The sequence below is a fragment of the Streptomyces sp. NPDC052101 genome (assembly GCF_040680235.1).
In the GTDB taxonomy this organism is placed as follows: Bacteria; Actinomycetota; Actinomycetes; order Streptomycetales; family Streptomycetaceae; genus Streptomyces.
Map to the genome: position 1 here is coordinate 13,162 of NZ_JBFAWH010000010.1, position 26,041 is coordinate 39,202.

Below are 26,041 nucleotides of genomic sequence, written 5' to 3' on the forward strand. Positions count from 1 at the left end.
CACGCTGCACGCGGCGCCGCCATCTCGCCACGGCAACGCGTCCGGCCGCCTCGCTCATGTGCGCCCTCGGGGCGCTCGTCCAGCCCGGCACGCACTGACGGTCCCCGGACCGGACCGGAGACGGCGAGGACCCCTGGCGGGCCGTGTGGCCGACCAGGGGTCCTCGACGGGGCCGGCCCGCGTCAGTCGTCGTTCTCCGTGGACGGGAGGTATGCGCCCGGTACGTCGTCCGGGGCGTAGATCCTGCTCTCACCGGGGTACGGCGTGGCCCAGTTGTGGGTCTCGTACCAGGTGAAGTGGTTCATCTGCGCCGGGTTCGCGTAGTCGGGCACGGCACGGGGGCCGGTCAGCCGCTGCTTCGCCTTCCAGGCGTTCCACTGGGCCGCGAGGGACCGCTTGTCCGCCGGCACCTTCGTCGCCGGCACGATGGCCGCCTTGGCGTCCTGCTTCGCCGGGGTGTCCACGCCGCAGGACGGCGGGGTGCTCAGACCGTCGGTGAGCGAGGTCCGGTTGGGCAGCGCCGTGAACGGCGTGAAGTCCGGGTGCCGGGTGAAGGCCCCGCGCATGGGGGTGGCCGCGGTGTCCTTCTGGTTCATCGGGTGGATCCCGAGGATCTGCTCGATGGTCCGGATCATGGTGATCTGCGAGTAGTAGTGGCTGTCGACCGTGTCGTGCTGGGCCCAGGGGCTGATGATCTGGATCGGCGCACGGTGGCCGTCGACATGGTCGAGGCCGGCCTGGGAGTCGTCCTCGACGACGAAGATCGCCGAGTCCTTCCAGTACTTGCTGTGCGAGATCTCGTCGACGATCCTGCCGGTCGCGAGGTCGTTGTCCGCGACCTGGGCGGCGGGGCTCGCCGGACCACCGGTGTGGTCGCTGGAGAGCCAGAACATGTTCAGGTTCGCCGGACCGTTCTTCTCGAAGTCCTGCTTCCAGATCTGCTCCCGGTAGACGTCCGGGACGCTGGTGTCGAACTTCGGGAAGCCGGGCACCGACACGCTGTTGAGCGACGGTATCGGCGAGGACGAGTTCAGCGGGTAGGCGGTGTCCTGCCCGGTCGCGTCCATGTTCTTGGCGTCGCAGTACAGGTTCTGCCAGCTGGCGCCGGACGGCTTGGTCAGGAACTGCTGGAACTCGCCGAAGTCCCGCACGGTGTTGCCGGCCGCCTGCGCACCGCTCCACAGGAAGCCCGTCTTCTGGTGGCCGAGCGCGTCGTCCTCGGTGTCGTAGCTGCGCGCGTACTCGCCCGCCGAGGACTCGGTGTACTCGGGGTTGTCGGCCTGCATCAGCCAGTTGTGGCCCTCGGCCGAGTTCGTGCCGATGTCGTAGGTGTTGTCGTAGAGCCCGAACTGCTCGGCCAGCGCGTGCTGGTTCGGCGTCACGTTCTCGCCGAACTGCGTCAGCGACGGGTCGCCGTCGCCCCTCGGGATGTCGCCGTAGACCTGGTCGTAGGTCCGGTTCTCCTTGACGATGAGGAAGACGTGCTTGATCGTCGAGGGGTCTCCGAGCCGCACCGGGACCGCCGTCGGCCTGGCCCTGCTGTGCTTGTCGGCCGGCTGGACCGCGTCCTCCGTCCAGCCGTTCTGCTGGAAGACCTTGCGGGTCTCGGACCTGATGACCCGGTCGCCGGGCAGCGCGAACTGCGTGAGGCTCGACGTCGTGTCGTGGGTGCCGTGACCGGCGCTGTCGGGGCGGCGCGCGTCGATGCCACGGGTGTTGGAGACGACCACTGTCCTGCCCACGGTGGTGATCTCCGAGGGGAAGTAGTCCGTCGGGAGCAGGCCGACGTAGCTGACCGGCTCCTGCGCGGAGGTGTACCGGTAGACGGCGACCGCGTTGGCGCGGCCCAGCGTCACCAGCAGATGCCCGTCGTCGGTGAGCGTCACCGCGTTCGGCTCGTAGCCGACCGACGCCTCCGGCCACGGCTCGGTGGAGATGGTCTGTACGACCTTGTCGTTGCGGGTGTCGATGACCGACACGTTGTTGTCGGCGGTGTTGGTGACGAACACCGCCCCGTCCTTGGCGTACACGGCGGTCGGGTGCAGACCGACGTCGATGGTCCCGACGGCGGCGGACGGGTCCGCCAGGTCGATCACGCTGACGGTGCCGGTGGTGGTGGCGCCGGTCTTCGGGTCGGCCGGCACCTGGGTGCCGTAGGAGTTGATCGTGGTGTCGCCGGGCTGTGCCGCCCGCCCGCCCTCGTTGCTGACGTACAGCTTGTCGCCGACCCGAACCATGCCGCGCGGGGCGTTGCCCGCCGCCCAGCTCTGCTTGACGGCGCCGGTCACGGTGTCGATGGCGACCACCCGGTTCTGGCCGTTGACCGCGGAGTACACGGTGGAGCCGTCGGCCGAGAACACCACCGCGCCGACGAGGGCGTGCTTGACGCCGTCGGCCGGGATCGAGACGGTCGTCGGGTTGGCGAGGGTGCCGTCCGCGTTCACGGTGAACTTGGTGTAGCCGTCGGCCTGGCCCAGCCACAGCTGTGAGCCGTCGGGCGAGTACACCGGGGCTTCCTGGCCGACGGCACCGCTCTTGATGCGCAGGTCGTCCGCCGCGTTGGTGCCGACGCGCTGCTTCACCTGTCCGGTCTTGAGGTCCACGACGACCAGCGCCGCGTCACCGTCGGCTACGGAGGCCGCGAGGTGGCCGCCGTCCGGGCTGACCGTCGATGACATGATCTTGCCGTCGTCGATGACGAGGCGGCTGCCGTACGGGGCGATGTACTGGTCGCTGGAGACGACCTGGCCCCTGGCGGTGACCTGGCCGACCTGGTCGGTGCCGAACTGGCGCGTTTCCGCGACAGCGGTGCCGGTGGCCAGGGCGGCGGTGGTGATGCATGCCGTGACCAGCGTCGCCCGTCGGCCGACACGTCTGCCGAGCAGGACGAAGTACTCCTTCTCGACTTGCCGACGGCGGCGAGTTACCTGCATGGACTCATCCCTTCGCGGTGGCGGGAAGCAGGTCGACGTCGCCGTCGAACTGCCAGAGCGGGTTCGGTGCGTCTCCCGTCGGGGTGCGCACCAGGAAGTAGCCGTTGACTTCCTTCGGTCCGTCGCCATCGGCCACGAACCGCCCGTCAGCGGTGATGTCGAGCTGGTAGACGGCCTGCCCCGTGGCCTGGACGCCGGGCAGATGCCAGGTGACGACGCAGCGCCAGTCGTTGCCCGCGCCCTCGGCGTCCTCCTTGACGTCACCCTTGGTGCAGGCCGCCGTGGACTTCAGCTGTGCCTCGGTGACGGCGGGCCGGTTGAGCTGTGCGGTCTGCATGCGATAGAGGTGGGCGAACTCCTTGGCGAGCGCGTGCTCCACCTTGTCCTGCTGGATCCCGGAGCCCGTGGTCGCGCCGGTCGCCGCCGCGACGACCCCGACCGTGACGGCCACCAGCCCGGCGAGCGGCAGGAGCCCCGCGGTGACGGCGCGACGCGCCGATCCGTCATCGGCCAGGTCGGTGAAGTCGCGCCGCAGGAACAGCAGATAGGCGATCAGCGTCGCGGTCACGGCCCACACCAGGCTGACCACGATGCCGATGACGAGGGGGCCGAGCCGCGCCGGGCTGGTGAACAGGCCGTTCCAGGCGATGAACGCCCAGCTGGGCAGGGCGAGTCGGACGGCGACGGGTAGCGGCAGCATCTGAGCGAGCTGCATCGCGAGCGCGACGACCGCCGGCAGCAGCAGTCCCATCGGGGACCGCCCCAGCACGACGGAGCCGAGGAGGCCGATCCCGGCGAGGGCGAAGGTCGGGGCGAGTACGCAGGCCCAGGCGAGCAGGACCCGGCCGGCGGCGTCCCCCGGGGAGAGCAGGTGGCCGTCGAGTCCGACGAGCGGACGGTCGCCGATCGCCAGCAGCCCGCCGACCGTACTCGATGCGGCGAGTCCGGCCACGAGCAGCACGATCACCGTGAGACTCGCCAGCGCCTTCGCCGCGAAGATCCGACGCGGCGAGCGGATCGCCACCAGCAGATGACGCCAGGTGCCGAGCCGGTCCTCGGAGGCGAACACATCACCGGCGACCACGGAGGTCAGCAGCGGGAGTGCCCAGGTGCCCGAGAAGCCGAGTATCACCAGCGGTCCGGCCCAGCCCGTGGCGAGCATCCACCGGCCGAAGAGGGTGTCGGCGGGCAGCGTGCTCTGCTGGCTCACTCCGGCGACGAAGAGCGCCGGCACGATCCAGCAGGCGAGGACCAGCAGACGGATCCGCCACTGCGAGACGAGCTTGACCAGTTCGAAGCGGTAGCCCCGGGCAACCGAGACACGGGCGGAGCCGGCGGGGGGTGCCGGGGCGGGGGCGGGTGCGGGTGCGACGACGGTCGCGGATGTGGGCGCGGACGCGGATCCGGATGCGGTCATCGACCGGCCTCCTGCGGCTGGACGGCGGCGCCCTGCTGCTCGGTGAGGGCGAGGAACGCCGCCTCCAGCGGGGACACCAGGGGGCTGAGTTCACGCAACGCGATGCCGGACCGCACCAGCCGCGCCACCAGTTCGTCGAGGGCGGGCACCAACGCCCGTACGACGAGCGTCTCGACGCCGTGGCGTCCCGCCGCGTCGTCGACCACGCGAACGCCCGCCGCGTCGGCCGCGAGCCGACGGGCGGCGTGCGGGTCGGAGGTGGTCAGCCGGTAGTCGAGTTCACGGTTCTCGGCGGCCAGCTTGCCCAGGGGACCGGAGAAGACGATCCGCCCGGTGGCGAGGATGGTGACCTCGGAGCACAACGCCTCCAGGTCGTCCATACGGTGGCTCGACAGCACGACACCGGTCCCCTCCGCAGCGAGCCGGGCGAGGACCCCGTGTACGTGCTTCTTGCCGGCCGGGTCGAGGCCGTTGGACGGCTCGTCCAGCACGAGCAGCCGGGGCTTGGTCAGCAGGGCGGCGGCGAGTCCTAGCCGTTGCCGCATGCCCAGCGAGAAGCCGCGGGCCCGGTCGTCGACGACATCGGCGAGCCCGACCTGTTCCAGCGCGTCGTCGACCCCCGCCGTACGCGCGTCCTGACCGCGCAGAGCGGCCAGCGCGGCGAGGTTCTGCCTGGCGGTGAGCCAGGGGTAGAGCCCCGGCCCGTCCACGAACCCGGCGACGCCGTCGGGAGCAGCGAACGTGCGGCCCACCGGCGCGCCGAGGATCTCCAGCCGGCCGCTGTCGGCCACGGCCAGGCCGAGCATGAGCCCGAGGAGCGTCGTCTTGCCGGCACCGTTCGGCCCGACCAGGCCGTGGATCTGTCCCTGCGCCACATCCAGATCGATGCCGTCGAGTGCGACGACATCGCCGAAGCACTTGGTGATCCCGCGCGCCCGGATCGCGAGGAGTGAGTCCATGAACCCCTTCTTTCAAGAGCCTCAAGGAGGCTAGGGATGGCACACGACACCCACAGGGATAGCCAGTTGAACGCTCAGAAAACGGAAGACAACAGACATCCACCGAGTGGATAGCCGTAAATCCAGCCAATCCCCTTACGTCATAGGCAATCTGGCGGAACGTCAACGGGAGGGGAGATACACATCGAGTCATATACATGAACTCCGCACACGTGGGTGTACGCCGAGACCGCTCCCGTGCCAGACTCGCTCAATGCCCCTGCCGTATGGCCCACTTGGAGGCACGTCCATGAGCGTTTCCCGGCGTACTGTGCTCGCCGTGGCAGCCGGCGCCACGGCAACCGCCGCCTCATCCCCGCAGGCCGCGGAGGCTTCCGAAGGCCCCCAGGGCTCGGCGACGACCGCGCGTACGCTCGGCGCGGCGGCCGACTACGCCGTCGAGAAGTTGCGCGCAGTCGCGCCCGGAGTGAGCGCCTTTCCCGTCGGCACGAAGTTCGAGAAGTGGGTCTTTTCGCCGAACGGCGACTGGGTGGGAGGGTTCTGGCCCGGAACCCTGTGGATGGCGTATCTCTACAGCAAGGACGAGACGTTCCGAACGCTGGCGATCGACTCCGCCCGCAGACTCGCTCCGCGCCGGACCGACACCAGCACCCACGATCTCGGCTTCCTCTTCTACCCGTCCTGGGTCACCGCATGGCGGCTGACCGGCGACGACAGCTGGCGCGCGGGCGCCATCCAGGCAGCCGACTCGCTGATCCAGCGCTACAACCCGCGTGGCCACTTCATCCGGGCGTGGGGGGCGCTGAACGACCCGGACAACGCGGGTCGGGTCATCATGGACACGATCATGAATCTCGATCTGCTGGCCTTCGCCGGCCGGCAGACGGGCGACGAGAAGTACCTCCGCATCGCCGTCGAGCATGCCAGGACGGCCCAGCGGGTCTTTCCCCGCCGGGACGGTTCGACGCCCCATGTCTTCGACTTCGACCCCGAGACCGGCGCGCCGATAGGCCCGAACACCGTCCAGGGCTACAGCCCGGCCTCCTGCTGGTCCCGCGGGCAGGCCTGGGGTATCTACGGCTTCACCACGATGTACCGCCGGACCGCGGACCAGCAGTTCCTGTCCACGGCGCGCAGACTCGCCGACTTCGCGGTGGAGGCGCTGAGTCCGGACCACGTCCCCGTGTGGGACTACCGCGCACCGCAGCAGCCGTACGACGTCAAGGACGCGTCGGCGGGTGCGGTCATGGCGTGCGGGCTGCTCGACCTGTCCGACGCGACCGGCAGGCCCGACTACCGGCAGGTCGCCCTGCGGATCCTCACCGCGCTGTCGGAAACCTGCCTCACGAGGAAGTCCACCCGCGCGGACGCGATCGTGGCCCGCTGCACCCGCAACCGGCCGGCCGAGGACGGCATCGAGATCTCCCTCCCCTACGGCGACTACTACCTGCTCGAAGGCATCCTGCGCGTGCTCCGGCCGCAGGACGTGGACCGGGCGATCGACCTGTCGATGCCGACGCGCTGACCGGGCCCGCGGCGGTCCGGCGGTGCCGCAGACCCAGTCGATCTTCTGGCACGGGCAGGTCATAGGGTCGGAGTCATGAGTGACGACTGGCGGACGGATCGCATCGGAGCTGCTCTGCGCGGCGAGAACCCCACCGTGCTACGGCGGCTGGACGCGGGGTTCGCGGTGATCGGGGACGTGCAGTTCCTGCCGGGCTACTCGGTCCTGATGGCGGACGAGCCCGGCGTGCAGCGGCTCACCGACCTGCCCAGGGCCAAGCGGCTGGCGTTCCTGTCCGACATGGACCGGCTCGGTGAAGCGGTGGAGCGGGCCTGCCGGCGCCTGGATCCCGCCTTCCGCCGGGTGAACCTGGAGATCCTCGGCAACACGGACCCGTTCCTGCATGCCCACGTCTGGCCGCGGTTCGAGTGGGAGGCGCCGGAGTTGGTGGGGAAGCCCGTATGGCTGTATCCGCAGGACCGGTGGAGGGACGCGCGGTTCGGGCTCGGTCCGCAGCACGACGCGCTGCGGGATGCCATCGGCAGCGAACTGGACGGCCTCGGTTCCATGTCCTGACCGATCCAGGTCCTGACCGACGTGCGGGCCGATACCGGGCGGAAGGTGCCCGGCATCGGCATGCATCTCACGGACGGCGGACGGGACGTCACTCGGCAGGGACGGTGCGTCGTGGCGCTGCGGCCGCCGCGGCTCAGTTCAGCGTGAGCGTCGCGGAGTCGTTGCGGCTGTCCGGGTCGAAGGCGGGCCGGTGGGAGTGGGCCGGATCCGGGCCCCAGACCAGCTGGACGCTGCCCTTGGCGTGCGTGACCACTTCGTCGGCCCGCAGGGTCAGGCTGAAGTCGGTGACCTGCCCCTTGGACAGCTCGATGCCCGGCGGGCCGCAGACGTACGGACCGTGGGCCGCCGCCGTCGAATTGTGCTCCTGCCACGGACCGCAGTTGGCCGAATGACCGACGACGGTCGTGCCGGCCGGAGGCGTCACCCACACGGTGGGCACTCCTTCCCCGCCGCTGCGGTCGTACAGGATGGCCGGGCCGTTGGCGGACAGGCGGAAGGCGAACTTCGCGTTCTGGCCCTGCCCGGCCCGTGCGCTCGCGCCGGTGACCCCGAAGTCGGCCGTGTTGTGCGCCTGGAGGGAGGTGATCCGGTAGTCGGTGGTGTCGCCCGTCTGCGGCAGGGAGACGGAACCGGCCGGGACCGAGGAATTCCGGCCCGCCTTGACCACCTTCAGCTGGAGCGTGGGCCCCTTGCCCCAGGTCCACTTGACGCCCTGGTCGCTCGGCCAGCCCGGCTGGCCGAGGGGCGCGGTCATCGTGTCGAGGTACGTGTACAGCGCGGCGGAGTTCACCCGCAGCCGCACCGGCGCCGCCAGGGCCGCCGTCTCCCCGAGGGCGATGGCGCCCTTGGGATAGCACTCCGCCATGTGGATCGAGCCGCTGGAGTACTTGCAGTTGGAGTAGTGGTCGGCGAAGTCCAGGCCGGGTGAGACAGCCAGGACCGTCTGGACGCCCTTGGCCGGCCGGTCGCCCACGTTGGTGAACCGGACCGGTTCGCTCACGGTGCTGCCGACCTTCAGGCCGGTGTGGTCGGTGAGCTTGTCGAGGCCGAAGGAGGGACCTCCCACCTCGACCCTGCCCGTGCCGCCCACGATCTGCGCGTGCGCGGACCGGCCGGTGACCTGGTACGTCCCTGTGGCACCGAGCGCGGCGCCCTTGAGCGGGGTCAGGGTCAGCCGGGTGTCGCCGCCCATGTGGGTGGTCGGAGAGGACTGGGACAGGAACATCTCCGTGCACGTGGCCACCAGGCCCTTGACCGTGCAGTTGTCCGAGAACGTGACCTTGGCGATCTTCGAGAGTCCCCGGGCGTCCACGGTCAGGGTGGCGTCGTCCGCCTGAAGGTTCTTGGCCTTGGTCTGAAAGTCGAAGGACACGTCCGCCGTGGCGGGCGCGGCCGGCAGCGCCACCGGCTGCGGACTGTCGAGGGTGATCACCGGCCGGCCGGTGACGGCACCCGCCGGGGCGGTGCCCAGCAGGGCCCCGGCCAGGGCGGCAGCGGACATGAAGACCGCGGCGGGCCCGGTGAGGGATCTTCGTCTCATCAACGTCCTTTGGTCAGAAGGAGCTTCACATGGATCGACTCAACGATCAGGGGGACCTTAGCCCCCGGGCACTTCGCGCTCACCACCAGCCCGGCCCTCCCCTACTGTGTTACTCGCCTGTGACGCTGAACGGACGGTTCGAAGATCAGGGCCTGTCACGCTCGGAGTCGAACAGAGCGGCAGGCGGTCGAGTGGCCTTCAGCGACCCGGGCGACGGCGGAGCAGCTCTGACCTCGACCCGACCTGTCGATATTCCTGGGGGAATCACTTCATGACCACGCGTACCCGCACCATCGCGGCCGCCATCGCCGTGGCCGCGGCCGTCACCGGCACGGCACTCCTCGGCGCCTCCGGTGCCGCCTCGGCCGCCACCAGCGCCTCGCACGCCACCCTGACCATCAGCAACGGCAGCAAGGACGTGCTGATCGGCGGACATCGGGTGAACTTCGGGGTGCCCGTCCGGGACCTCGCCTGGTCCCCGGACGGCACCAAGGCCGCCTTCATCGACGCCTCCGGAAACCTGGACATCGCGGGCCCGGACGGCAGCGGCCGCGTCGTCGTCGCCAAGAACCCCGGCGACCAGAACTGGTCCCACCCGACCTGGCAGGTGACCGCGAAGGACACCCAGAACGGCGTCCCCGCCAAGGACAACCTCATCTTCGCGGCGCGCGCGGGAGGTGTCTCCCGGCTGAAGTACATCTCCGCCAAGGCCGTCCACGGCACGCCCAAGACGCTCTCCCTGTACGGCGAGCCCGGTCCGGGCAGTGCGCTGCCGCAGACCGGCAACGTCTGGCCGAACGCGGGCGGCCACTACGGCACCTCGGTCTATGCCAACGACCACACCGGCGACGTCTACATCCGTGACGACTACCTGCGCCAGCAGGGCGGCAAGCTCACCCAGGGCGCCCAGCCGGCCCTGTCCCCGAACGAGGAGGAGGTCGTCTTCGTGCGCTCGGTCGCCGGCCACGACCACGTGCTCGTCGAGGACTTCATGCACGGCAACCACATCAAGGACCTCACCCCGCACGCCACCACCGACTACACCGAGCCGGCCTGGTCCCCCGACGGCAAGACCCTCGCGGTGCGCACCCCGTCCGGCACGGTGACCCTGCCGGCCGACGGCACGGGCCACCCGACCAAGGTCACCTCTACGGTCGGCCTGGCGGCGTACCGCCCCTGACGTCGTACGACGGGACGGGACGGGCCGGGCGCGTTCGGGGCGCGGAGTGCGGGTCACTTCGCGGTCCGGGCCAGCTCGGCCCGCAGTTCGTCCAGGTGCGCGTCGGCCGTGTCGTGCGGCAGGAACTCGACGACGTCCAGGAACCGGAAGAGCACCCGGCTGCCGGTGACGGCGTACTCGTACTCGGCGAATCCCACCACGGCACCCAGGCCGCCCCGGACGGCGCCCCGCACCACATGGGAGGTCATGTCGTCCGGTTCCGCCGCCGACATACCGCGCCGGGCGTTGGGCCGCGCCAGATAGGGGCACACCATGGAGGCGTACAGCATGCACGCGCGGTGCCCCGGCCCTTCGAGGGTGGGCGCGAGATTGCGGTAGGGCCGTCCCGCGGCCAACGCCTCCCCGATCGCCGCGCTCTCCGCGGCCCCCACCACGCGCCACACCGGCCCCTGCGGCATGCCCTGGTTGCACACCGAGCACAGACGCTTCCGCGCGCACTCGGCGCTGCGTTCGTAGTCGGTCAGCGCGAACTGGGGCTCCTCGCCTTCCCATGGCGTGATCGCCGGCACGGGATATCCACGAGCATCACGGGGCCGCGCCTCGACCCCCGCCGGCATGGGCACACTCTCGAATCGCACAAGCCATGCCTACCAGGCCCAACGCCTTCCGGCCAAGCAGTGCGCCGTACGGGCCGCGGGAGCAGTGAGGCCCGTGCGCGGCAGGTGATTGACTGGGCCGCATGGATCTCGCGGATGGTGTGCCCTTGGAGACCGGCCCCGTGTCGAGGGGTTGGGCCGCTCCTCCGTTCGACCCCGAACTGGCGGCGGCGCTCGCGGGTTTGGGGGACGAGGCGCGGGAGCCGTTCACCGCGGAGAACCTTGCCGCCCGGCAGGAGCGGGATGCGGCGATGCGACCCAGGCCGACGGTGCGGGATCTCCGGGCCGACGGGCGCTTCGAGGTGGAGGAGCTGCGGGTGCCGGGGCCGCAGGGCGGGCCGGACGTCACGCTTGTGAGCGCTCGGCCCGCCGGGTCCGCCGGGCCGCTGCCCCTGCTGTACTACCTGCACGGCGGCGGAATGATCATGGGCAATGCCTGGTCGGTCCTTCCGCGGCTGCTGCGTGAATGGGCCGGTCCCCTGGAGTTGGCGGTTGTCTCCGTCGAGTACCGGCTGGCGCCCGCGGCGCCGTACCCCGCGGCGGTGGAGGACTGTTACGCCGGGCTCCGCTGGGTGGCCGCGCACGCGGCCGAGCTGGCCGTCGACGCCGGCCGCATCGTCCTCGGGGGAAAGAGCGCCGGCGGCGGACTCACCGCGGCACTCGCCCTGCTCACCCGTGACCGCGGCGGGCCCCGGCCGATCGGGCAACTGCTGCTGTGCCCCATGCTCGACGACCGCAACGACACCGTCTCCAGCCACCAGTTGGCCGGCATCGACACCTGGGACCGCACCTCCAACGCCACCGCGTGGCAGGCGCTGCTGGGCGACCGGTACGGCGCCGCGGACCTGCCTCCCTACGCGGCTGCCGCCCGCGCCGCGGAGCTGTCCGAACTGCCGCCGGCCTACATCGAGGTCGGTTCGGCCGAGACCTTGCGGGACGAGGGCGTGGCCTACGCCCAGGCGATCTGGCGGGCCGGGGGCCAGGCCGAACTGCACGTGTGGCCCGGTGCCTTCCACGGCTTCGACACCATCGCACCACGGGCCGCTCTCAGCCAGGACGCCCGCGACGCCCGCACCCGCTGGCTACGGCGCATCCTCACCCCGTCCGAGACGAACGGGGGTCCCCCCTGCTGACACTCGCCGCCGGCACCCCGGCGATCACGGCGCGCGGAGCCCCCGCCCAGGCCCGGTGCCGCCGCCTGCGATCCGGGTCAGGTCGGTGATCAGCGATGCACGTGTGGCCCGGTACCCTCCACGGCTTCGACACCATCGCACCACGGGCCGCTCTCAGCCAGGACGCCCGCGACGCCCGCACCCGCTGGCTACGGCGCATCCTCACCCCGTCCGAGACGAACGGGGGTCCCCCCTGCTGACACTCGCCGCCGGCACCCCGGCGATCACGGCGCGCGGAGCCCCCGCCCAGGCCCGGTGCCGCCGCCTGCGATCCGGGTCAGGTCGGTGATCAGCGACTCCAGCCACGACACCGTCGCGTAGTAGAGACGCGGAGCGCCCGGCGGCTCGGTGAACGCTCCCTCCAGGGCCGTGTCGATCAGCGGGATCCGCCCGGCCGGGGTGTCCGCTCCGGGATCCAGCGCGGCCGAGACCAGCAGCATCCGCCCGGCCACCCGCTCCCCCAGCCCGCTGACCGACTCGGCCGCGGCGGGCCCCAGTCCGGCGAGCGGCGGTGTCAGCAGCCGCTCGGAACCCCACAGGGTGTGGTGGCCGGCCATCAGGGCGGCCTGCCAGTCCACGGTGCGCGGAACGGTCCCGCGCGGCGCGCCGCCGAAGGGCGTCGGCTCGCTCTGGAACTGGGCGTACGCGGACTCGGCGAGGACGACAGCGCGCTGCAGGGACCGGTGTCCGGGCACCCCCGACGGTGCGACCAGTACACCGCCGTCCGCCACCGAGGCGCCGGTCGCCACCACGATCTCGGCTGCCCTGCGCAGGAGTTCCGCCGCCGAGTGGCGCAGCTCGTCGTGGGCCCCACGCGGCCAGGCCAGCAGTCCGAAGACGGCGCCGATCGCGCTGCCGACGAGCACGTCCAGCATCCTGACCTCGGCCAGCCGCCACGTCGGCGCGGACAGCTGGGCGAAGACCAGGGCCACGAGCACAGTGAACAGTCCCTGCGCCCAGCCGACGCCCTTGACCGGCCCCACCGTGAACGCGAACAGCATCCACACCGGCAGTGCGACGGCGTAGACGGCGGTGTGGGGTCCGGCCAGGCCCAGTGCCGCGGCGGTGACGAGGGCCCCGGCCAGGGTGCCCGCGAGGGCGAGGCGGATGGTGTGCCAGGTCTCGTCCATGGTGGTCCGGGTCAGGGTGAGCGTCGCCAGCATGGCCCAGAAGCCATGGGGAAGCGTGTCCACTCCCGCGACGAGCCGGGCGGCGGTCAGGGCCAGGGCGATGCGGGCCGCGTTCTGGAAGAACACCGACCGGCGCCCGGCATGGCCGCGCAACCGGTGCCACCACAGCAGCGGCGCCCAGGTCCTGGCGTACCAGAAACGGCTCTGCGAGACCTCCAGCGCGGCGTGTCTGCCGTGTACCGCCAGATCGGCCGCCGCGGCCATGGCGAGCGCGGCGTCGGCGATCTCCAGCACGGCGGCGTGCCGGCGCAGTACAGCGGGCGCGAAGTCCGGTGGGCGGGCCGTGCCGGGTGCGGGATGCCCGAAGGGGCCCACGGACACGGCCGACAGCCGTGCGCGTGCCGTGGCCAGTTGCTCGTACGGTGCCTCCGGCGACCGCCCGGCCCCCAGGCAGGTCGCGGTCGCCGTGGCCAGCCGTGCCACGGCCCGCAGTACGGCGGTCACCTCGGTGCCCGGCCGCCCGGCCGGCGGGGCGGACAGCTGGGCCAGGCGGCTGAGGAGGGTGCGTGTGGCGAGACCGGTGTGGGCGAGGGCGCGGTCGCGCACTCCCGGGCCGGCCGGGCGTTCCGCCTCCGGCACCATCAGGGACCGCAGCGACCGGCCCGTCTCCCCGGCCGCGTGGATGTCCGGGTCGCTCAGCCCGTACGGCGGTGCCGCGAGCACCCTCGCGCAGTGCGCGGCGGTGCGCGCGGCGTGGGCGGCCCGTTCCCGGTACGACGGCGGGCTGGGCTCGGGAAGGACCAGCGCCTCGGCGGCGATGAGGAAGACCAGTCCGGTGGTCGTTCCGACCAGGCGCTCGCCGAGCGTCCCGGGGGCGTACGGCGGGAACGACGGAAGTATGTAGAGGAGTTGCAGTCCCGGCGCCGCCCCCGCCGGGCGCGGGCCGCCCACGGCGGCGAAGGCCAGCGCGAAGCCGACCGCGAGCATGCCGACGACGGCGCTCCAGGTCCGCACCGACAGATACGTGCCGACGACGACCAGCAGCCAGCACACCGGGAGCAGTCGCAGCACGGTCGCGGCGCGCTGCCGCCCGGTGCCGGGGATCCTGGCGAGTCCGCCGAGTGCCACGGCGGCGAACAGGGCGTAGGTGGCCGCCACGGGGCGGTCGAGGCCGTAGCGGAAAAGGAAGAAGCCGGCCGCGGCGACCGGCGTCACGCGCACCGCCTGTCGGCCCGAGACGGCGTAGTCCGCCGCGATCCGGCGGACCGGGACACGACCCACCCCTACAGAATCGCCCACCGCCGAAGGCCCGGCACGCCGCCGCCACCCCGGGGCGTCACCCCGGGGTGAAGCGGATCGGCGTGCCCGCCGTCGCCTGGGCCGCCGACGCCAGCGCGGACCCGGCGACGACACCGATCACCGGGTAGCCGCCGGTGGTCGGATGGTCGTGCAGGAACACCACCGGACGCCCGTCCGGGGGCACCTGCACGGCACCGAGGAGCATGCCCTCGCTGGGCAGCTCGCCGCTCGACACACGCTCCAGCGGCGGTCCTTCGGTGCGCAGGCCGATGCGGTTGCTGTGCTGCGAGACGTGGTACGTCGCCAAGGTGAGGGTGCGCAGCGCGGCGGGGGTGAACCAGTCGGCGCGGGGGCCGAGGCGCAGCGGCAGGGTCAGTTCGGTGGGCGGCGCGGGCCAGGGAGCGGCTTCGGGTGGCGCCGGCTGCCGGGTGGGGGCGCCGCCCAGGGGGAGGACGTCTCCGTCGCGCAGGGGCGCCGGGCCGAGTCCGGAGAGCAGGTCCGTCGAACGGCTGCCGAGGACCGGCTCGACGGCGAGGCCGCCGGCGACGGCGACGTAGGAGCGCACGCCCGCCGTCACGCCGCCGGCGTCCAGGACGGCGCCCGCGGGCACCCGTACGGGCACGCCCCAGGGCGCCGGCCGGCCGTCGACCGTCACCGGGCAGGGCGCGCCGCCGACCACCACGGTCAGGCCGCGGTCGGGGCGCAGGGCACAGCCGGTGAGGGTGGTCTCCAGGACGGCGGCGTCGGGGGCGTTGCCGAGGAGCCGGTTGGCCAGGTGCATGGCGGGGGCGTCCAGGGCGCCGGAGCGCGGGACGCCCAGGTGGGCATGGCCGCGCCTGCCGCGGTCCTGGACCGTGGTGAGGGCGCCGGAGCGTACGACGGTGAGCCTGGCGGTCATGGTGTGCCGTCCTTCGCCACGAACCGCACCCGGGCACCCGGTGTGAGGAGGGCCGGTTCCTCCCGGCCGAGGTCCCACAGCGGTGCCGGGTCCGGCATGGTGCCGATCAGCTGCCATCCGCCCGGCGTGGCGCGCGGGTAGACCGCGCTGTAGGGACCGGCGAGCGCGACCGCGCCGACCGGGACCCGGGTGCGGGGTGTGTCACGGCGCGGCACGTGCAGTTCGGCGGGCAGGCCTGTGAGATAGCCGAAACCGGGGGCGAATCCGCAGAAGGCGACGCGGTAGGTGTAGGAGGAGTGCCGGGCGGCGACCTCGTCGGCGCCGACGCCCCACAGGGCGGCCACATGGGCGAGGTCCGGTCCGTCGTAGCGCACGGGGATCTCCACCACTCCCCCGTCGTCGGCGGCGTGGGAGGGCGTGTCCCAGTCGGCGATCCGGCGGGCGAGGTCCTCCGGGTGCATGACGCCGTCCAGGAGTACGGTGCGTGCGCCCGGGACGATCTCCTCGACCGCCGGCAGGGATCCCGCGGCGCGCCGCCGCAGGAGTTCGGCGTGGAAGGCTCCGGTGCGCTCGGCGTCCGGCAGCTCGACGAGCAGTGCGTTCGGCCCGGCGGGGCGCACCTGAACGGACCGGCTCCGCGTCATGTGAAGGCCCCGACCTCGACCCCGGCCGCCGCGAGGGCCTCGCGCACCCGCGTCGCGAGCCGGGCGGCGCCCGGTGTGTCGCCGTGGAGGCACAGGGAGCGGGCGGCCACGGGGACGGTCGTACCGTCCACGGCCTCGACCGCCGCGTCCACCGCGAACGCCAGCGCCCGCCGGACCACCGCGTCGTCGTCGGTCACCACGGCGCCCCGCTCACGGCGCGGCACGAGGGTGCCGGCGGGGGTGTAGGCGCGGTCCGCGAAGGCCTCCGGTACGGCGGTGAGGCCCGCCTCCTCGGCGGCGGTGAGCAGCCGCGATCCGGGCAGGCCGAGCACCGGGAGTGCGCCGCCGGCCAGTCGCACGCCGGCCGCCACGGCAACGGCCTGCTCGTCGTCGTGCACGGTGCGGTTGTAGAGCGCGCCGTGCGGTTTGACGTAGGCCACCTCGGCCCCGGCGGCCTGCGCGAAGACCCGCAACGCCCCGATCTGGTAGGCGATCTCGGCCGCCAGCTCGTCACCGGGGACGTCCATGGCGCGGCGGCCGAAACCGGCCAGGTCGCGGTAGGACACCTGAGCGCCGATCCGGACTCCGCGTTCGGCGGCGCGGTCGCAGACGCGGCGCATCACCGAGGGGTCGCCCGCGTGGAAGCCGCAGGCGACATTGGCACTGGTCACGACGGAGAGCAGGGAGTCGTCGTCGGTGAGGGTCCAACGACCGAAGCCTTCACCGAGGTCCGCGTTGAGGTCGATCACCCCCTGAACGTAATGGATTGTTGAACGATCCGACAAGGGATGGATTTTCCGGCCGCCCTCTTGTTCGATCGTTGAACGATCCCCTAGGGTCCCTGCATCCCTCACGGATCCGGACTCCCGGATCCGCGCCGCCCGGGCCTCCCGCCCGCTCACGCCTAAGGCCATCGCATGATCGTTCTTCTCGGCGTGGTCGTGGTGATCCTCGGATTCGTCACGCGCCGAAACCCCGTCCTCGTGGTGGGTGTCGCCGGTGTCTACACCGGACTGACCGGCGGGATGAACCCGCTGGAGGTCCTCGCGGCCTTCGGCCGGTCCTTCGCCGACAGCCGCTCGGTCACCGTCTTCGCCATCGTCCTGCCCGTGATCGGCCTGCTGGAGCGCTACGGCCTGCGCGAGCAGGCGCGCCGGCTCATCGGCCGGCTCGGCGGCCTCAGCGCCGGCCGGTTCCTCGCCGTCTATCTGCTGGTCCGTCAGGTCACCGCGGCGTTCGGCCTCAACAGCATCGCCGGTCCCGCGCAGACGGTACGGCCCCTAGTCGCTCCCATGGCCGAGGCCGCCGCCGAACGCTCGACGGGCGCGGCGCTGCCCGAGCGCCTCCGGGAGAAGGTGCGTTCCTACGCCGCGTCGTCCGACACCGTGGGCCTCTTCTTCGGCGAGGACTGTTTCCTCGCGATCGGCTCGATCCTGCTGATCACCGGCTTCGTCAACTCGACGTACCACCAGAACCTGGAGCCGACCCAGCTGGCCCTGTGGGCGATCCCGCTCGCCGTCTGCGCGTTCCTCATCCACGGCGCCCGCCTGCTGCTCCTGGACCGCGGACTTCAGCGGGACATGGCGCTCGCCGCCGCCGAACACGACCTGCCGCTGCCGAAGGAGGCCGACAAGTGATCAAGGTCGAATGGCTCTACTGGCTGGTGGGTCTCGTCTTCGTCGTCATGGCCGTGCAGATGGCCGCCGACCGCAGCAATCCCAAGCGATGGACGTCCGCCGCCTTCTGGGGCCTGCTCGGGCTCGCCTTCCCCTACGGCACCGGTGTCGCCAACGCCACCGCGAAGAACGGCGGCTGGACCCTGCCCGCCGAGCCGCTCGGCATCGCGGTCCTCGCCCTGATCGTGCTCGCCGGATTCAACTTCCTCGGCAAGGGTGTTCCGGTCACCAGCACCGTCGAGGAACGCGAGGCCTCAGCGGACCGGCTCGGCAGCACGCTCTTCATCCCCGCGCTGACGATCCCGCTCGTCGCCATCGTCTGCGCCTCCGTGCTGGACACCTCCGGCCTGTTCGAGACGGGCAAGGCCACCCTCCTCGGACTCGGCGTCGGCTGCCTCGTCGCCCTCGTCGTAGGCATGCTGGTCACCGGCGAGCGCAAGCTGTCCGTGCCGCTCCACTCCGGGCGTTCCATGCTGGAGGCGATGGGCTCGGCCCTGCTGCTGCCGCAACTGCTCGCCGTGCTCGGCTCTATCTTCGCGCTGGCCGGGGTCGGCACCCAGGTCGGCAAGATCGTGCACGACGTCCTGCCGGACCACTCCAAGTATCTCGCCGTCCTCGCCTACTGCGTCGGCATGTTCCTGTTCACCGTGATCATGGGCAACGCGTTCGCCGCGTTCCCCGTGATGACGGCGGCGATCGGCTGGCCCGTCCTAGTCGAGCGGATGCACGGCAATCCGCCGGCCGTCCTCGCGATCGGCATGCTGGCCGGATTCTCCGGAACGCTGTGCACCCCGATGGCCGCCAACTACAACATCGTCCCGGCGACCCTGCTCGAACTGAAGGACCAGTACGGCCCCATCAAGGCGCAGATCCCGACGGCGCTCCCGCTGCTCGCCTGCTCCACCGTGATCATGGCACTGTTCGCGTTCTGACCGATACCGGCCTCTGCTTTCGCGAAGGAAGTGCCATGACCCGCGTGCTCATCACCGGCTTCGCCCCCTTCGACGGCGCGAAGATCAACCCGTCCTGGCAGGCGGCCTCCCTCGTGGCCGCCGAGCCGCCCACCGGGCTCACCGTCACCGCCGCCGAACTCCCCTGTGTCTTCGGCAAGTCCATCGACAGCCTGCGCGAGTCCATCCGCGCGACGAGCCCCGACGTCGTCCTGTGTCTGGGCCAGGCGGGCGGCCGCCTCGGCGTCACCGTCGAACGCGTCGGCATCAACGTCGACGACGCCCGCATCCCCGACAACGCCGGCAACCAGCCCATCGACGAACCGGTGGTCCCGGGCGGTCCCTCCGCCTACTTCTCCACCCTCCCCGTGAAGGCGTGCGTCGCCGCCCTGCGCGCGGCCGGGGTCCCGGCCGCCGTCTCCAACACGGCCGGCACGTTCGTCTGCAATCACGTCACGTACGGCCTGGGCCACCTCATCGCCACCGAATTCCCGCACGTCAGAGGCGGTTTCGTGCACGTACCCTGGGCGCCCGAACAGGTCACCGACGGCACCGCCCCCACCCTGGAACCCGCCACTGTCGCCCACGGACTGCGCGCTCTGCTGCTCGCCGTCGCCCACACCCCCGCGGAGCACGACCTGAGGGTCACCGAGGGAGCCACCCACTGACGCCGTCCAGTCCGAGGTCCCTCCCCACAACATGCGGATCCACACCGGTGAATGAGCAAGAGGGCCCCCCTGTTATGGTGCGCCGATGTCATCGATCAAGCAGTTCCAAGTCACCTTCGACTGCGCGGAACCCGAGCGCGTCGCTCGTTTCTGGTGCGAGGTGTTGGGGTACGTCGTACCGCCGCCACCGGAGGGGTTCGCCACGTGGGACGACTTCGACCGCTCCCAGTCTCCTGAGGATCAGGGTTCATGGTTCGCATGCAGTGATCCCTCAGGTGTGGGCCCGCGACTGTTCTTTCAGCGCGTTCCCGAAGGCAAGGTCGTCAAGAATCGGGTGCATCTTGATGTGCGGGTCGGCACCGGGCTCGTGGGTGAAGAGCGCCTGGCCGCGCTCGAAGCCGAGTGTGCACGGCTGATCCCGCTCGGCGCGGTACGCGTGCAACTACTGTATGACGGCCACGATTCGTGCATCGTGATGCAGGACATCGAGGGCAACGAGTTCTGCATCGACTGACCTGGTGCGCGACCGTCGGACGGTCGATCGGCGAGGCGAAGGTCGGTGACGAGACGGAATCGTTCCAGAACCGTCAGCGTCGCGTCGTCCACGGTGAACTCTGGGTCCGGACGCCGCGACTACTACGACGAGACCCACTCGGCCTTCACTGGCGCGCACCGGCCCGAGGCCGGGGTCGAAACTGCTCATATCGATGGACCTATGTCGCGGCGCGCCAACATCTAGAGGTGACCAGGTCGCGCGCTCCCTACTGTGTGCTGCGTCACGTCGGAAAGGAACGCCTGTGCCCTTCGGGACGCTCCGCAGAGAGTTCACCCGTCACAGGTGACGGAAAAGGGAAACCCATGACACTTCTGGACAGCGTCGTCTGGGGCAAGAAGCTCTTCAGCGACGGCTGGCGGGACGCCACCCGCGAGCAGCCGGTGCTGGAGCCGGCGACCGGTGCCCAGCTCGGCACCGTGGGCCTGGCCACCGCCGAGGACGTGGGCCGCGCCGCCACCCGCGCCGCCGAGGCGCAGCAGTCCTGGGCGGCCGCTCCTCCGCAGGAGCGGGCGGCCGTACTGCGGCGCGCGGGCGAGCTGTTCACCGCGCACGCCGCCGAGATCGAGGACTGGCTGGTCCGGGAGGCGGGCTCGGTACGGGCCAAGGCGGCTTTCGAGCTGCAGCTGGCGCGCGGTGAGTGCTTCGAATGCGCGGCGCTGCCGACGCACCCGCAGGGTGAAGTGCTCACATCCGAGGACGCGCGCTGGTCGCTCGCCCGGCGCCGCCCGGCCGGTGTGGTGAGCGTGATCGCGCCGTTCAACTTCCCGCTCATCCTCGGCCTGCGCTCGGTGGCGCCGGCGCTGGCGCTGGGCAACGCCGTTCTGCTCAAGCCGGACCCGCGCACCACGGTCAGCGGTGGTGTCGTCATCGCGCGGGTCTTCGAGGAGGCGGGGTTGCCCGCCGGTGTGCTCCATCTGCTGCCCGGCGGCGGCTCGGTCGGCCAGGCGCTCGTCGAGGCTCCCGAGGTGCGTGTCATCTCCTTCACCGGATCGACGCCGGTCGGACGGGCGATCGGCGAGCGGGCCGGCCGTCTGCTGAAGCGGGCCCATCTCGAACTCGGCGGGAACAACGCCCTGGTGGTGCTGCCCGGGGCGGACGTGCAGAAGGCGGCCTCGGCCGGTGCGTTCGGCACGTATCTGCACCAGGGGCAGATCTGTATGACGACCGGCCGTCACATCGTGCACGAGTCGCTCCTGGACGAGTACACCGCCGCGCTCACGGCGAAGGCCGAGGCGCTGCCCGTGGGCGACCCCGCCCGGGAGGACGTGGCGCTGGGCCCGCTCATCGACCGGCGGCAGCTGGAGCGGGTGCACGGGATCGTCACCGACAGCGTCGCGGCGGGCGCGACACTGGCCGCGGGCGGTGAGATCGTGGGCGCCGGGTACCGCGCCACCGTGCTGACCGGCCTCACCACCGACATGCCTGCCTGGCGCGAGGAGATCTTCGGGCCCGTCGCACCCGTCATCGGCTTCTCCTCACTGGAGGAGGCCGCGCGGATCGTCAACGACAGCGAGTACGGGCTGTCCGTCGGCATCCTCGGTGACGTCGGCACGGCGATGAAGCTCGCCGACCGGATCGACTCCGGCAAGGTCCACATCAACGAACAGACCGTCAGCGACGAGCCCAACGCCCCCTTCGGCGGGGTCAAGGCCTCCGGCACCGGGTCCCGGTTCGGCGGAGCCGCCGCCAATGTCGAGGCCTTCACCGAGACACAGTGGCTCACCGTCCGACCGGACATCGCCGACTACCCGTTCTGAACCCCGGGCACCGCGGGTGACCGGGCGGCCGGCTCGGCGGGGCGGGCGGTCAGCCCACTTCGGTGTCCAGCCACTTCAGGACGTCGGGGGTCACGACGTCGGTGATGTCGGCGAACTCCTCATGCTTCTTCAGGAACTTGGCCACGTACGGGCAGACAGGCACGATCCGCTTGCCGGACCGGCGCACATCGGTCAGCGCCTCCTGGACCAGGCGGGAGGCCAGTCCCTGTCCGGCGAAGGCGTCGTCGACCTCGGTGTGGTAGAAGACGCGCTGTTCGCCGTGGTCGAGGTAGGCGGTCAGTCCGGCGCGCTCGCCGTCGACCAGGATTTCGTACCGGCGCTCGGCATCGTTCCGCTCGACGGTCGGAGCGGCGGAAGGCTGGGTCATCGGATTCCTTTCGGATGAGGGGCGGTGTCGCGATGGGCGGATGGTCGGTGAGGCGTCGGACGTATCAGTCTGATGTATCAGTGGCGCGGTGGATGCCTGGGACGGCAAGGCAGCAGCGGTCAACCTCCGCAACATCGTCGCCGACGACGTCCACCGGATCACCGAACAGGTCACCAGACCACCGGCCAATACGCCCGGCTCAAGCCCTCCAACCGGGCGGCAACAGTCCGGTCAGCCCGCAAGGCGATGTGGGGCAGTGATCGGGGTGAGGCAGAAGACCCGGATGTCGCGGCTGGTGCGGGCGGCGTAGGTGTCGTAGAAGGGGATGGCGAGCAGGATGCGGTTGCGTTGCCGTTCCTTTTCGCAAGCAGTGAGCCGGCGAGCCGTAACCTGCCAGGAGCGTCCTTGGGCGGTGACGGTGGCGTGGGGGTGGTGGAGCAGGTTGGTGCTCCAGGCCGGGTGGTGGGGGCGGCCGAAGTTGCTGCCGACGACCAGCCAGGTGCCGTCCGCGGCCCGATGTGCGGCCAGAGGCGTGGCGCGTGGGCGTCCGGTGCGGTGACCTGTGGTGCCCAGCACGATGGTGTCCAGGACGAGTTTGCTCGGCAGCAGCCGTCCTCGGGTCAGGCGATGGATGAACAGGTCGCAGGGCGGCAGCACATACGGGGCGATACGGAGAACGGCACGGTTGGTGGCCAGGCGGGTGAAGAGGGTGCGGCTCACGTGATCCGATCAGTCAGAGAGGGCCCAGCTTCACACCCGACGTCCACCTGGTCAACTCACCCGAACTCCTCTACCAGTTGCTGGTGACCGACGCCCGCGACTACGCCCAGGCGAGGATCACGGCACACCGCCTTCGGCGCGGGGGTACGCAAGTGCATCGGCGACGCCCTGACGACGAACCAGCTCCTCACCGCCGTGGCCACCATCGCGGCCCGTTGGCAGCTGGCAGCTGGCACCGTGCCGGCACACCGCTACCGGCCGCACGCCCGCATCGTCATCTCCCCCGGCCCGATGCCCATGACCTGCCCCCCCCAAGCGGTCGACCGGCCGAGCACCCCGGTCAACGGCAACCAGAGGTGGTGCGATCAACCGATGGAAGGAGGGTCGGTACTTCTGCCCGGGACGGTCGTTGGGCTGCACGTGATCGTCAACGACTCCTCCGCACTGACGCCTGGCGGCCGGACCAGCGGCCTGCGATTCGCCCTGGCGCTGGCGCCTGTGCTCGTGGGTGCCTGTGTCCTGCTGGCCGGGAGCGCCGCGGGAGCCGTGTCCGTGGCGTTCGCGGGGGAGGTGCCGGTCACGGTCCATGCCGCGCGGGTGTCAGGGTCAGGTGTGTCGGCCTCCCCGGGTGCTTCAGGGCGTGGCGGGCTGCTGCCGGCGCTGGCCACGGACATGGAGAAAGCCACCGTGGACGACGCCTGCGTGACCTCCACCGCGCACCTGCCGGTCATCGGCGCGGTGACGGCCGTCGTGCGTATCAAGCGAGCCTCCGCCACCGACCTGACGGTGGAGGCGGGCATGGCCACAGCCCGGTCGGTGAGTCTCTCCGGCGCGAAGTTCAACACCCCGCGGGTGTCCCTGGACCGGCCCACGGGCCTGTTCACCGTCGGCGCCGCGAACGTCAGCGGCAGCGGCGTGACCGTGCAGCCGCATGCCTTCACCGCCGGAACGATCACGTCCCAGGGTGTCGCGATCGAGCTGCGCCGGGGAGAAGGCGGATGCGGGCCGGGAGCGACCCGATGACCACGGCGATGCGACCCGGTTGGCGGTCCCGGTGGCGCAGGTGGCGCCGGGACCGCCCGTTCGCGGCGGGGCTTCTGCTGGGACTCGGTGGGCTGGAGTTGATCTGCGTCTCCTGGGTGGGGCTGGGATTCCTGCGGTTCACCGGCACAGCGGGCGCCGCCTCATGGACCCTGGGCGCCGTGTTCGTCGTATCCGGCGTGACGACGTGGCACAACCCGGCCCTGCGCTACTTCTCCGGCGTCCTGGCCGCCGTGCTGTCCCTGGTCACGCTGGTCGCCGCCAACCTCGGCGGCCTGCTGCTGGGCTTCCTGCTCACCGCCGTCGGCAGCGCCCTGGCCCTGGCCTGGATCCCCCGGCAGGCGCCTTCGAACCCTGAGGAGTCCTGAGGTGCGTTCCCCCGCAGTGCCACCTGCCGGTGCCTACCGGCGCAGCGGGATTCACGATCCGGCCCTGCGTCGCGGCTACGAGGCGTGCCGCCGCGCCACCCGCGCGACGGGCGAGATCGAGTACGCCGTCTCACTGCTGCTGCCGCCACCGCTGCGGATCGCCACCTGGGCGCTGTACGGCGCCGTACGGGCCGTGGACGACCTGGCCGACGCACCCGGAACCGCCGAAGGAGCCGATCCCTGGCGAGCCGGACGGCTGGAGGCGTGGATCTCGGCGTTCGATGCGGACCTGCGCGAGGGCCGCGGCAGCGACCCGGTACGGCAGGCGCTGATCCACACCATGCTGACCTGGAACCTGCCGCCGGGGTTCCTGCACACGCTGTTCGAGGAACTTCGTCAGGACGTCCACGGACGGCAGTTCGCCACCTGGCAGGAATGGCGGCGCTACAACAGCCTGGTCAACACCCCGCTCGTGCTCCGCGCGGGCACACTGCTGATGCGGGCCGCGGGCCTGTCCGCCGAACCGGAAACGATCGCCGCGAGCGTGCCGGGCATGGCCATCGCGTGGCAGACCGCCGTCGATGCGATCTACCTCACCGACGCCCTCGTCGACCTCTCCGACGACCTGGGCCGCGGCCACGTACCCCTGCCGCAGGAAGCCCTGGACGAGGCCGGCGTACGCCGCGCGGACCTGCTGGCCCGGCGCACCACCCCTGCGTTCGAGGAGCTGGTGCGCCGCCTGACCGACCGCGCCCGCACCTGGCTGGACCACACCCCGCTCCCACCCGTACTGCACCCCGCAGTCGCTGTCGCCCTCGGTACCTACACCGACCTGTACCGGCTCCGCCTCAAGGCCGCCGCCGACGCCCCCGCCGCCCTGTTGCGCCGCCGCCCGGTCCTGCCCCGGAACGCGCGGCTGCGCCTGCTGCTGCCCGCGCGGACGAAGGCCGCACTGGCCTGGGCCCTGTTCCCCTTGCCCATCCAGCCCAGCCCGCCGCCACAACCCGCAGCGGCCGACGCACCCGAAGGGTCCGGCCAGGCCGAGGAGGCATGCGCACGCGCTGTCCAGCAGCGGGCGATCACACCTCCGCCTCCCCACTCGTCCGGCGCCCGACCGCCCCAGCTCCCGCCCGAAGCCATGCCCCGTCACGTCGCGATCGTCATGGACGGCAACGGCCGCTGGGCCACCGCCCGCGGCCTGCCGCGCACCGACGGCCACCGCGCGGGCACCGAAGCACTGATCGACGTCGTCCACGGCGCCCTGGAGATCGGCCTGAAACACCTGACGGTGTACGCGTTCTCCACCGAGAACTGGAAACGCCCCGCCGACGAACTACAGACACTGATGTACGAGATCCCCAAGAGCATGCGCCACTTGGTGGACCACGCTCTGGACGTCCGTATGCGCTGGGCCGGAGTCCGCTCCCGCCTGCCGGCCGATGTCATCGAGCAACTCCTCCAGGACGAGCAGGCCACCCGCGACCGCACCGGACTGACGCTGACGGTGTGCGTGAACTACGGCGGCCGCGCCGAGATCACAGCGGCCGCGGCGAAACTGGCCCAGGAAGCAGCCGCCGGAAGGATCGACCCCGCCTCGGTCTCCGAGCACGCCTTCGCCCGCTACTTGCACGTCCCCGAACTGCCCGACGTCGACCTGCTGCTGCGCACCGGTGGCGACCAGCGCACCTCCAACTTCCTTCCCTGGCAGGCCACCTACGCCGAGCTGCTCTTCCTCGACACCCCCTGGCCCGAGGTCGACCGCCGCACCCTGTGGGACGCGATCGAGCAGTACGCCCGCCGTACCCGCCGCTACGGCTCCGTCCCCCGCATCCCCGCCCAGCCCAGCTTGCTGAGCGGACACGGAGCGCCGACACCATGAGCCACGTGATCGTCCATCGAATCCCTGATCCCGGGCACGATCCCACGGCCGCGGCGCGTCACGGGCGTACGCAGACGCGACCAGGCCACGGGCGTCACCGGCTCCGCCTCACGGCGCTGAACCGTTGCCG

General features: G+C 71.5%; 23 protein-coding genes. 12 read left to right on the forward strand and 11 right to left on the reverse strand.

All coding sequences use genetic code 11. The features are described 5' to 3' along the window. Positions 1 to 182: 182 nt before the first annotated feature. From AB0L75_RS19015 to AB0L75_RS19025, 3 genes are read right to left on the reverse strand one after another with little or no spacing between them, the layout of a single operon-like run. The gene (locus AB0L75_RS19015; protein WP_365182165.1) at positions 183 to 2,933 is read right to left on the reverse strand and encodes an alkaline phosphatase family protein; all 2,751 of its coding nucleotides are present in this window, start codon (positions 2,931 to 2,933) and stop codon (positions 183 to 185) included. Positions 2,934 to 2,937: 4 nt separating this feature from the next. Then, on the reverse strand, positions 2,938 to 4,350 hold the full coding sequence (locus tag AB0L75_RS19020) for an ABC transporter permease (RefSeq protein WP_365182167.1): 1,413 nt from the start codon (positions 4,348 to 4,350) through the stop codon (positions 2,938 to 2,940). Continuing rightward, positions 4,347 to 5,309, reverse strand: a complete 963-nt coding sequence (locus AB0L75_RS19025) for an ABC transporter ATP-binding protein (protein WP_365182169.1) — start codon at positions 5,307 to 5,309, stop codon at positions 4,347 to 4,349. Before AB0L75_RS19025 ends, AB0L75_RS19020 begins: the two co-directional genes overlap by 4 nt. Positions 5,310 to 5,598: 289 nt before the next feature. Between AB0L75_RS19025 and AB0L75_RS19030 the strand changes: the two genes are divergently transcribed. Together AB0L75_RS19030 and AB0L75_RS19035 are read left to right on the forward strand one after the other, a co-directional pair. Continuing rightward, the gene (locus AB0L75_RS19030; protein WP_365182171.1) at positions 5,599 to 6,834 is read left to right on the forward strand and encodes a glycoside hydrolase family 88 protein; all 1,236 of its coding nucleotides are present in this window, start codon (positions 5,599 to 5,601) and stop codon (positions 6,832 to 6,834) included. A gap of 75 nt (positions 6,835 to 6,909) precedes the next feature. Beyond that, entirely contained in the window at positions 6,910 to 7,389 is a 480-nt protein-coding gene (locus tag AB0L75_RS19035; RefSeq protein WP_365182173.1) for a diadenosine tetraphosphate hydrolase, read from the forward strand. Between the two features lie 133 nt (positions 7,390 to 7,522). Here AB0L75_RS19035 and AB0L75_RS19040 read toward each other — a convergent pair whose 3' ends face one another. Beyond that, positions 7,523 to 8,929 (reverse strand): hypothetical protein, encoded by a 1,407-nt coding sequence (locus tag AB0L75_RS19040; protein ID WP_365182175.1) that lies wholly within the window; start codon positions 8,927 to 8,929, stop codon positions 7,523 to 7,525. Positions 8,930 to 9,200: 271 nt separating this feature from the next. Between AB0L75_RS19040 and AB0L75_RS19045 the strand changes: the two genes are divergently transcribed. Next, positions 9,201 to 10,109, forward strand: a complete 909-nt coding sequence (locus AB0L75_RS19045) for a hypothetical protein (RefSeq protein WP_365182177.1) — start codon at positions 9,201 to 9,203, stop codon at positions 10,107 to 10,109. Positions 10,110 to 10,162: 53 nt separating this feature from the next. On the opposite strand, the gene AB0L75_RS19050 is transcribed toward AB0L75_RS19045, so the two are convergent. Continuing rightward, positions 10,163 to 10,678, reverse strand: a complete 516-nt coding sequence (locus AB0L75_RS19050; protein WP_365182179.1) for a hypothetical protein — start codon at positions 10,676 to 10,678, stop codon at positions 10,163 to 10,165. Positions 10,679 to 10,848: 170 nt separating this feature from the next. On the opposite strand from AB0L75_RS19050, the gene AB0L75_RS19055 reads away from it, so the two are divergent. After that, positions 10,849 to 11,898, forward strand: coding sequence for an alpha/beta hydrolase (locus AB0L75_RS19055; protein WP_365182180.1), 1,050 nt, complete (start codon positions 10,849 to 10,851; stop codon positions 11,896 to 11,898). A gap of 263 nt (positions 11,899 to 12,161) precedes the next feature. On the opposite strand, the gene AB0L75_RS19060 is transcribed toward AB0L75_RS19055, so the two are convergent. Genes AB0L75_RS19060 through AB0L75_RS19075 form a run of 4 tightly spaced genes read right to left on the reverse strand, consistent with a single transcriptional unit; the run spans position 12,162 to position 16,657 of the window. After that, positions 12,162 to 14,348 carry an FUSC family protein gene (locus AB0L75_RS19060; protein ID WP_365182182.1) on the reverse strand — a complete coding sequence of 729 codons (2,187 nt, stop codon included), beginning with the start codon at positions 14,346 to 14,348 and terminating at the stop codon, positions 12,162 to 12,164. Positions 14,349 to 14,403: 55 nt separating this feature from the next. After that, entirely contained in the window at positions 14,404 to 15,264 is an 861-nt protein-coding gene (locus AB0L75_RS19065) for a biotin-dependent carboxyltransferase family protein (protein ID WP_365182184.1), read from the reverse strand. Next, entirely contained in the window at positions 15,261 to 15,908 is a 648-nt protein-coding gene (locus AB0L75_RS19070) for an allophanate hydrolase subunit 1 (protein WP_365182186.1), read from the reverse strand. The genes AB0L75_RS19065 and AB0L75_RS19070 overlap by 4 nt, the downstream gene beginning before the upstream one ends. Beyond that, positions 15,905 to 16,657 carry a 5-oxoprolinase subunit PxpA gene (locus AB0L75_RS19075; RefSeq protein ID WP_365182187.1) on the reverse strand — a complete coding sequence of 251 codons (753 nt, stop codon included), beginning with the start codon at positions 16,655 to 16,657 and terminating at the stop codon, positions 15,905 to 15,907. The genes AB0L75_RS19070 and AB0L75_RS19075 overlap by 4 nt, the downstream gene beginning before the upstream one ends. Before the next feature lie 168 nt (positions 16,658 to 16,825). Between AB0L75_RS19075 and AB0L75_RS19080 the strand changes: the two genes are divergently transcribed. From AB0L75_RS19080 to AB0L75_RS19100, 5 genes are all read left to right on the forward strand, one after another. Further along, positions 16,826 to 17,545: a DUF969 domain-containing protein gene (locus AB0L75_RS19080; RefSeq protein WP_365182189.1), complete on the forward strand. Its 720-nt coding sequence runs from the start codon at positions 16,826 to 16,828 to the stop codon at positions 17,543 to 17,545. Beyond that, on the forward strand, positions 17,542 to 18,516 hold the full coding sequence (locus tag AB0L75_RS19085; RefSeq protein WP_365182191.1) for a DUF979 domain-containing protein: 975 nt from the start codon (positions 17,542 to 17,544) through the stop codon (positions 18,514 to 18,516). Before AB0L75_RS19080 ends, AB0L75_RS19085 begins: the two co-directional genes overlap by 4 nt. A gap of 35 nt (positions 18,517 to 18,551) precedes the next feature. After that, on the forward strand, positions 18,552 to 19,202 hold the full coding sequence (gene pcp / locus AB0L75_RS19090) for a pyroglutamyl-peptidase I (RefSeq protein ID WP_365182193.1): 651 nt from the start codon (positions 18,552 to 18,554) through the stop codon (positions 19,200 to 19,202). Between the two features lie 85 nt (positions 19,203 to 19,287). Continuing rightward, positions 19,288 to 19,716, forward strand: a complete 429-nt coding sequence (locus tag AB0L75_RS19095; protein ID WP_365182195.1) for a VOC family protein — start codon at positions 19,288 to 19,290, stop codon at positions 19,714 to 19,716. A gap of 344 nt (positions 19,717 to 20,060) precedes the next feature. Then, the gene (locus tag AB0L75_RS19100) at positions 20,061 to 21,515 is read left to right on the forward strand and encodes a benzaldehyde dehydrogenase (protein ID WP_365182196.1); all 1,455 of its coding nucleotides are present in this window, start codon (positions 20,061 to 20,063) and stop codon (positions 21,513 to 21,515) included. Positions 21,516 to 21,564: 49 nt separating this feature from the next. On the opposite strand, the gene AB0L75_RS19105 is transcribed toward AB0L75_RS19100, so the two are convergent. Together AB0L75_RS19105 and AB0L75_RS19110 are read right to left on the reverse strand one after the other, a co-directional pair. After that, positions 21,565 to 21,903 (reverse strand): GNAT family N-acetyltransferase, encoded by a 339-nt coding sequence (locus tag AB0L75_RS19105; protein WP_365182198.1) that lies wholly within the window; start codon positions 21,901 to 21,903, stop codon positions 21,565 to 21,567. Positions 21,904 to 22,134: 231 nt separating this feature from the next. After that, positions 22,135 to 22,623, reverse strand: a complete 489-nt coding sequence (locus AB0L75_RS19110; protein ID WP_365182199.1) for a nitroreductase/quinone reductase family protein — start codon at positions 22,621 to 22,623, stop codon at positions 22,135 to 22,137. A 195-nt stretch (positions 22,624 to 22,818) separates the two neighbouring features. On the opposite strand from AB0L75_RS19110, the gene AB0L75_RS19115 reads away from it, so the two are divergent. From AB0L75_RS19115 to uppS, 3 genes are read left to right on the forward strand one after another with little or no spacing between them, the layout of a single operon-like run. Then, on the forward strand, positions 22,819 to 23,646 hold the full coding sequence (locus AB0L75_RS19115) for a DUF6230 family protein (protein ID WP_365182201.1): 828 nt from the start codon (positions 22,819 to 22,821) through the stop codon (positions 23,644 to 23,646). Further along, positions 23,643 to 24,032 (forward strand): DUF6114 domain-containing protein, encoded by a 390-nt coding sequence (locus AB0L75_RS19120; RefSeq protein ID WP_365182203.1) that lies wholly within the window; start codon positions 23,643 to 23,645, stop codon positions 24,030 to 24,032. The genes AB0L75_RS19115 and AB0L75_RS19120 overlap by 4 nt, the downstream gene beginning before the upstream one ends. Before the next feature lies 1 nt (position 24,033). Then, positions 24,034 to 25,911, forward strand: coding sequence for a polyprenyl diphosphate synthase (uppS, locus tag AB0L75_RS19125; protein WP_365182205.1), 1,878 nt, complete (start codon positions 24,034 to 24,036; stop codon positions 25,909 to 25,911). The last annotated feature ends 130 nt before the right edge of the window (positions 25,912 to 26,041 follow it).

What these genes read in the sequence shown, in the direction of transcription:
- AB0L75_RS19040 (WP_365182175.1), bottom strand. Translation starts at nt 8,929, where the DNA reads ATGAGACGAAGATCCCTCACCGGGCCCGCCGCGGTCTTCATGTCCGCT.
- AB0L75_RS19105 (WP_365182198.1), bottom strand. Translation starts at nt 21,903, where the DNA reads ATGACCCAGCCTTCCGCCGCTCCGACCGTCGAGCGGAACGATGCCGAG.
- AB0L75_RS19080 (WP_365182189.1), top strand. Translation starts at nt 16,826, where the DNA reads ATGATCGTTCTTCTCGGCGTGGTCGTGGTGATCCTCGGATTCGTCACG.
- AB0L75_RS19045 (WP_365182177.1), top strand. Translation starts at nt 9,201, where the DNA reads ATGACCACGCGTACCCGCACCATCGCGGCCGCCATCGCCGTGGCCGCG.
- AB0L75_RS19030 (WP_365182171.1), top strand. Translation starts at nt 5,599, where the DNA reads ATGAGCGTTTCCCGGCGTACTGTGCTCGCCGTGGCAGCCGGCGCCACG.
- AB0L75_RS19025 (WP_365182169.1), bottom strand. Translation starts at nt 5,309, where the DNA reads ATGGACTCACTCCTCGCGATCCGGGCGCGCGGGATCACCAAGTGCTTC.
- AB0L75_RS19100 (WP_365182196.1), top strand. Translation starts at nt 20,061, where the DNA reads ATGACACTTCTGGACAGCGTCGTCTGGGGCAAGAAGCTCTTCAGCGAC.
- AB0L75_RS19020 (WP_365182167.1), bottom strand. Translation starts at nt 4,350, where the DNA reads ATGACCGCATCCGGATCCGCGTCCGCGCCCACATCCGCGACCGTCGTC.
- AB0L75_RS19095 (WP_365182195.1), top strand. Translation starts at nt 19,288, where the DNA reads ATGTCATCGATCAAGCAGTTCCAAGTCACCTTCGACTGCGCGGAACCC.
- AB0L75_RS19035 (WP_365182173.1), top strand. Translation starts at nt 6,910, where the DNA reads ATGAGTGACGACTGGCGGACGGATCGCATCGGAGCTGCTCTGCGCGGC.
- AB0L75_RS19065 (WP_365182184.1), bottom strand. Translation starts at nt 15,264, where the DNA reads ATGACCGCCAGGCTCACCGTCGTACGCTCCGGCGCCCTCACCACGGTC.
- AB0L75_RS19055 (WP_365182180.1), top strand. Translation starts at nt 10,849, where the DNA reads ATGGATCTCGCGGATGGTGTGCCCTTGGAGACCGGCCCCGTGTCGAGG.
- AB0L75_RS19015 (WP_365182165.1), bottom strand. Translation starts at nt 2,933, where the DNA reads ATGCAGGTAACTCGCCGCCGTCGGCAAGTCGAGAAGGAGTACTTCGTC.
- AB0L75_RS19120 (WP_365182203.1), top strand. Translation starts at nt 23,643, where the DNA reads ATGACCACGGCGATGCGACCCGGTTGGCGGTCCCGGTGGCGCAGGTGG.
- AB0L75_RS19070 (WP_365182186.1), bottom strand. Translation starts at nt 15,908, where the DNA reads ATGACGCGGAGCCGGTCCGTTCAGGTGCGCCCCGCCGGGCCGAACGCA.
- pcp (WP_365182193.1), top strand. Translation starts at nt 18,552, where the DNA reads ATGACCCGCGTGCTCATCACCGGCTTCGCCCCCTTCGACGGCGCGAAG.